The organism is Candidatus Thioglobus sp. (assembly GCF_029243085.1).
Classification (GTDB): Bacteria; Pseudomonadota; Gammaproteobacteria; order PS1; family Pseudothioglobaceae; genus Thioglobus_A.
The window spans coordinates 1-5917 of the sequence record NZ_JAQWSS010000009.1 but is presented as its reverse complement, the minus strand read 5'-3'; the positions used below and the strand labels follow the sequence as shown (position 1 = coordinate 5917).

Annotated in this window: 4 protein-coding genes and 1 pseudogene; 4 read left to right on the top strand and 1 reads right to left on the bottom strand. The window is 37.6% G+C overall.

The features are described from left to right. Positions 1-45: 45 nt before the first annotated feature. Genes clpP through lon form a run of 4 tightly spaced genes read left to right on the top strand, consistent with a single transcriptional unit; the run spans position 46 to position 5551 of the window. Positions 46-642, top strand: a complete 597-nt coding sequence (gene clpP, locus P8M52_RS00490) for an ATP-dependent Clp endopeptidase proteolytic subunit ClpP (RefSeq protein WP_300305764.1) — start codon at positions 46-48, stop codon at positions 640-642. A 2-nt stretch (positions 643-644) separates the two neighbouring features. After that, positions 645-1913, top strand: coding sequence for an ATP-dependent protease ATP-binding subunit ClpX (gene clpX / locus P8M52_RS00485; RefSeq protein WP_300305762.1), 1269 nt, complete (start codon positions 645-647; stop codon positions 1911-1913). A 12-nt stretch (positions 1914-1925) separates the two neighbouring features. Further along, positions 1926-3236, top strand: a complete 1311-nt coding sequence (gene hflX / locus P8M52_RS00480; protein ID WP_300305760.1) for a ribosome rescue GTPase HflX — start codon at positions 1926-1928, stop codon at positions 3234-3236. Then, on the top strand, positions 3215-5551 hold the full coding sequence (lon, locus tag P8M52_RS00475) for an endopeptidase La (protein ID WP_300305758.1): 2337 nt from the start codon (positions 3215-3217) through the stop codon (positions 5549-5551). The genes hflX and lon overlap by 22 nt, the downstream gene beginning before the upstream one ends. 114 nt (positions 5552-5665) lie before the next feature. Here lon and P8M52_RS00470 read toward each other — a convergent pair. Further along, positions 5666-5917 (bottom strand): annotated as a pseudogene (locus tag P8M52_RS00470) (16S rRNA (cytosine(967)-C(5))-methyltransferase RsmB); the annotation flags it as partial.

Genomic DNA, 5917 nt, shown 5'->3' with positions numbered 1-5917 from the left:
AAAACAGTTAAGAAGATGTTTACAGAGATTACTGAGAAAGGCTAAATGGATATAAATAATTTAAATCAAATTCCAATGGTGGTAGAGCAATCTGCCCGTGGCGAACGTTCTTATGATATTTATTCGCGTCTTTTAAAAGAGCGAATTATTTTTTTAGTAGGCCCAGTTGAGGACTATATGGCCAATGTAGTGGTCGCACAATTGTTGTTTTTAGAATCAGAAAATCCTGATAAAGATATTCATTTATATATTAATTCTCCAGGTGGATCTGTTACAGCAGGTTTAGCGATCTATGATACTATGCAATTCATTAAGCCGGATGTATCGACTTTATGCATTGGTCAAGCAGCCTCAATGGGTGCATTATTATTAACTGCAGGCGCCAAAGATAAGCGTTTCGCTTTGCCAAATGCACGAATGATGATTCATCAGCCATTAGGTGGTTTTTCTGGTCAAGCGAGTGATATTGATATTCATGCTCAAGAAATTTTGACAATAAGAGACAAACTAAACAATATTATGAAGTCTCATACTGGTCAGAATCTTAAGACTATTCAAAAAGATACAGATAGAGATAACTTTATGTCAGCTGCTGAATCTGCTGAATATGGTTTAATTGATAAAGTGGTAGAAAAGCGTTAAACATGTCAGAAGTAGAGAATAAAGAGCTTTCTTGTTCATTTTGCGGTAAAGCAAAATCTGAAGTTGAACGTTTAATAGCGGGGCCTGGTGTTTATATTTGTAATGAATGTATCGAATCTTGTCATGATCTGATTGAAGAACAGGCAATTAAAGAGGTTACTGAAGAGTATCAAGATTGGGATTACACGCCAATTCAACTTAGGGACTTTTTAAATGATTATGTGATCGGGCAAGATCATGCAAAAAAAGTATTATCAGTTGCGGTTTATAATAATTACAAACGTTTAAAAAATGACTACGTTTCTAACGATGTAGAGTTAGATAAATCTAATATTTTAATGATTGGCCCGACTGGATCAGGCAAAACCCTTTTAGCTCAAACCTTGGCTCGGATTCTAGATGTCCCATTTACGGTTGCTGATGCAACCACATTGACAGAAGCAGGTTATGTTGGTGATGATGTTGAGAATGTGATTAAAAATCTATTATCAAAATGTGATTTTGACCCCCAGCGTGCTGAGCGCGGAATTATCTTTATTGATGAAATTGATAAGATTTCACGTCGCTCTGATTCTCCATCAATTACTCGTGATGTCTCAGGTGAAGGTGTGCAACAAGCCATGCTTAAGCTAATTGAGGGTACAGTGGCTTCAGTACCACCACAAGGTGGACGTAAACATCCTAATCAAGAGACTATTGATGTTGATACTTCTAAGATCTTGTTTGTCTGTGGCGGTGCATTTGATGGTCTTGAAGCGATTATCAATCGACGTGTTGAGAAGGTAACAGGTATTGGATTCTCAGCGGCGGTTAAAGATGATAGTGAGAAAAAGAATTTAACAGATTTATTTGATTTAATTCAGCCAGAAGATTTAATTAAATTCGGCTTAATTCCTGAGTTAGTAGGCCGTCTTCCTGTGCAGACTGCGTTGGGAGAGCTTGACGAAGAGGCGTTAGTTCAGATTTTAACCAAACCAAAAAATTCAGTGGTTAAACAGTTCCAAGAAATCTTTAAGTTGGAAGATGTTAAGTTAACGTTTGAAAAATCCTCATTAACTGAGATTGCAAAACTAGCTATTAAACGTAAAACAGGTGCTAGAGGCTTGCGCTCAATTTTAGAAGACTTACTTCTTGATACTATGTTTGAACTGCCTTCATTAGAAGATGTTTCAGAAGTGGTTATTGATAAACAAGTTGTTGAAAAATCTAAAGAGCCAACAATCATTTGTCAGTCTGAGAAAAAGCCAAAATCAACTAAAAAAGCGAGCTAAGCTTCTACACCATTGGAATTATTTGACCGTCAGAAGGATGCCGTAGGCCAAGGTGAGAGAACCTTGTTGGTCTATGTTGAGCTACCATCAACTCGTAATATTCACAATGCTAAATCAGAATTTAAAGAACTGGCGCAGTCGTCCGGTTTGGAGATTGTTGAGACTCTTCAAGTTAATCGTAATTCACCCTTAGCTCAGTATTATATTGGAACAGGTAAAGTTGATGAAATTGCGCAAATAGTTCAAGATCTTGAGCTTGAATTGGTTATTTTTTCGCCTGAATTATCTCCTTCACAAGAGCGCAATTTGGAAAAAACCCTACAATGTCAGGTGATGGACCGTACAGGACTTATTCTTGATATCTTTGCCTTAAGGGCTAGCTCATTTGAAGGTAAGCTACAAGTTGAATTAGCTCAATTGCGTCATTTGTCAACACGATTAGTGCGGGGCTGGACTCACCTAGAACGACAAAAAGGTGGTATTGGTATGCGCGGACCTGGCGAGACACAGTTAGAAACCGATAAACGTTTAATTGCAGTTCGAATTAAAAATATTACTAAGCGCTTGGATAAAGTGCATAAGCAGCGTGATTTAGGTCGTAAATCACGCACAAAAAATGAACTACCGATGATTGCTCTTGCCGGATATACCAATGCCGGAAAATCAACTCTGTTTAATACATTAACAGATGCACAAGTTTATGCCCATGACCAATTATTTGCAACTTTGGATGCCACTATTAGGCGTGTTATTTTGCCAGCTTCTGGGGAGGCGGTTATTGCTGATACGGTAGGTTTTATTCAAGATCTCCCGCATGATCTAGTAGATGCGTTTAAATCAACATTAGAAGAAACTAAACGCTCTAATGTGCTACTACATATTGTTGATGCAGCTGATGAATACAATATTGAAAAAATTGGCCAAGTTGAAGAAATTATTGAAGAAATAGGCGCAGGCGGCATTCCTAGTATCTTGGTTATGAATAAAATTGATTGTCTTGAGTATTTTGAACCACGACTAGATCGAGATGAATCTGGTAGGGTTTATCGGGTTTGGATTTCAAGTAAAACAGGTGAAGGAATTGATTTGTTATATCAAGCTCTAGCAGAGCAACTGAGTGGTATGATGACGCGTGCAAAGATAGAGTTAGATGTTATGAGTGCCTATATTCGCAGTGAAATCCACAATATTGGCTATATCCATAATGAAAAGGTGGATGATTTTGGTCAATGGATACTTGAAATTAATGTCACTCATCACTATCTATCTAAATTATTAAACAAGAAAGGTGTTAAGTTGTTATGGGAACAAAGCCCGAAATAGAAAAAATCGATTTAAATCTTGAGAATGTTCCATTATTGCCACTTAGGGATGTGGTGGTATTTCCACATACAGTGATGCCTTTATTTGTTGGTAGAAAGACATCTGTCAATGCGATTACTCAGGCTATGGCTAGTAACAAGTACATATTTTTAGTAACCCAGAAAGATGACAAGATAGAAAATCCTGAATATGATGATTTGCATGAAGTTGGCACCTTAGCCACTATCTTGCAAATGCTTAAATTGCCAGATGGCACTATAAAAGTGTTGGTTGAGGGTGTTAAGCGTGCCAAAGTTGAGGCTATCATTGATTTAGAAGAGTATAGCGAGGTGAAATTAAGCGATTTAAGCTTAACTGCTAATGATGAAACTGAAGTTAAGGCCATGATGAGATTGGCACTTGAAAGTTTTGAAAAGTACATTAAGCTGAATAAGAAAATCCCTGAAGAGGTGCTAAAGATGCTGAAAGACGTCACTGACGTTGAACGCTTTAGTGATGTGATTATTGCCAACTTATCATTAAAAGTTTCAGAGAAGCAAGAGCTATTGGGCGGAGATAGTGCCCAAGAAAGATTGGATAAAATCTTAACAGTTATTCAAAATGAAATCCAAGTTTTGGACACCGAGCATAAGATTCAATCTCGTGTGCGCAAACAGATGGAATCCAATCAGCGTGATTATTATCTGAATGAGCAGATGAAGTCTATTCAGAAAGAGTTGGGCCATGCAGAAGATGAAAATGAAATTGAAGAGTTACAATTAAGCATTAACAAGGCCAAGATGCCTAAAGATGTAAAAGAGAAGGCGCAAAGTGAGCTTAAGAAGCTTTCACGTATGTCTTCCCAATCATCAGATGCTTCAATCATTCGCACCTATATCGAAAATTTGTGTGATGTGCCTTGGAAGAAAAAAACCATTATTAACAAAGATCTTAGAAAAGCACAAAAAATTCTTGATGATGATCATTATGGCCTGGATAAGGTTAAAGAGCGCATCTTAGAGCACTTGGCAGTGCAGACACGAGTAAGTCATAATAAAGCTAACATTCTATGTTTAGTAGGGCCTCCAGGTGTGGGTAAAACTTCATTAGGTGAATCCATTGCAAAAGCTGTTAATCGCAAATACGTGCGTATGGCTCTGGGTGGTGTTCGTGATGAAGCTGAAATTCGTGGCCATAGACGTACTTATATTGGTGCTATGCCAGGCTCAATCGTGCAGAAAATGCAAAAAGTGAAGGTAAAAAATCCTTTATTTTTGCTAGATGAAATTGAAAAAATGGCCAGCGACTATCGAGGCGACCCTTCAAGTGCAATGCTTGAAGTGTTAGATCCAGAGCAAAATCATACATTTAATGATCATTATCTAGAAGTGGATTATGATTTATCTCAGGTCATGTTTGTAGCTACAGCCAACTCTTTAGATTTGCCACAGCCACTATTAGATAGAATGGAAATTATTGAGCTGTCAGGTTATACGGAAGATGAAAAAGTTCAAATCGCTAAACGTCATCTAATTAAGCAGGCCATGGAAAGTAATGGTGTTAAAGCCAGTGAAATCACTTTTAAAGATTCTGCAATATTAGATATCATTCGTTACTACACACGTGAAGCAGGCGTACGTGGATTAAGTAGAACGATTAGTACCATTTGCCGTAAAGTGGTAAAAGAAGTTGTCTTGAAAAATCGCAAAACTAAAGCAACGATTAGTGATAAAAATTTAGAGAAGTATCTTGGCGTTAAAAAACATCGCTTTGGCTTAGCTGAAGAAAACAATCAGATAGGAGAAGTAACGGGATTAGCATGGACCTCGGTAGGAGGAGACTTGTTAACCATTGAGGCGACAGCTTACAAAGGTAAGGGTAAGCTTAATTACACAGGTCAGTTGGGCGATGTCATGAAGGAGTCAATTCAAGCAGCAATGAGTGTGACTCGTACTCGTGCAAAAGAATTGAATATTGCTGATGATTTTCAAAACAAGCTTGATATTCACATCCACGTACCTGACGGTTCTACGCCTAAAGACGGGCCGAGCGCTGGTGCAGCAATGTGTACTGCCTTGGTATCAGTGCTAACGGGTCGCAAGGTTAAAGCAGATGTAGCAATGACGGGCGAGATTACCTTGAGAGGCGAAATAACTCCGATTGGCGGACTTAAAGAAAAGATGTTAGCGGCACTCCGTGGTGGTATTAAAACTGTCATTATTCCAGATGATAATGAACGCGAATTATCTGAGGTGCCTGAAAAGATTAAAGGTAAGCTTAATGTCATCAAGGTTAAATGGATTGATGAAGTGTTAGATATTGCCCTAGAAAAGTAAAAAAAATATTCAATAAAAAAGGCGCTTAAAGCGCCTTTTTTATTGAATGTGATAATAACTTAAACTAATGAATAAAATATTAAATTAATAGATATGCTGATAATAAGTTTGTAATTAGTAATCTGTAGTATCGTAGGGTTGTTTTCTGATTTTGGCATAGTAAAAACCATCAAATTCATGATTGGGCAATTGCTGTTTGCCAATAGTAGACTTAATACCCCAATCTAGATCGATCTTGATTTCTTCAGCGTCTTGATGTAATTCTAAAAAATGAGTAATTTGCCCATCATTTTCAGCCTTTAAAATCGAACAGGTGGCATATAGTAGCGTACCACCGGGTTTTAGCATTTGCCAAAGATTGGCTAG